This window comes from Neisseria sp. P0019.S003 (assembly GCF_051957115.1).
GTDB lineage: Bacteria > Pseudomonadota > Gammaproteobacteria > Burkholderiales > Neisseriaceae > Neisseria > Neisseria flavescens_D.
The window spans coordinates 1-436 of record NZ_JBQCWT010000106.1; the positions used below are offsets into that span (position 1 = coordinate 1).

Sequence of the window (436 nt, forward strand, 5' to 3'; positions counted from 1 at the left end):
GTATTACAACCGCTCCGGCGAAGTGGGTTGGCTGTCTTGGCCGTCGGAATTTCATGATCCGCATGGCGAGGCGGTTCAAAGATTTGCACAGGGTCATTGCCGCGAAATCCGTTTTTATATGTGGCTGCAATGGCTTTGCGCGGCGCAGTTGCGCGAAGTGAACGAGGCGGCTGCGGCGCGCGGCGTGAAGCTCGGAATTTATAGCGATTTGGCAGTCGGCGTGGCACGCGGCAGCGCGGATACTTGGCTCAACCGCGCCGATTATTGTATGGATATGGCAGTCGGCGCGCCGCCCGATCCGTTCAGCCCGACGGGGCAAAACTGGGATTTGCCGCCGCTCAATCCGATGATGTTGAAGCACACGGGTTATGAGAAGTTCGTCCGACTGTTGCTTGAAAATATGCGGCTTTACGGTATCTTGCGCATTGATCATGTG

Annotated in this window: 1 protein-coding gene; it reads left to right on the forward strand. The window is 56.7% G+C overall.

Features of this window, described 5'->3' with window-relative positions:
* A partial coding sequence (locus ACTHTS_RS11320) for a 4-alpha-glucanotransferase (protein WP_440370095.1) occupies positions 1 to 436 on the forward strand: 436 nt, incomplete at both ends.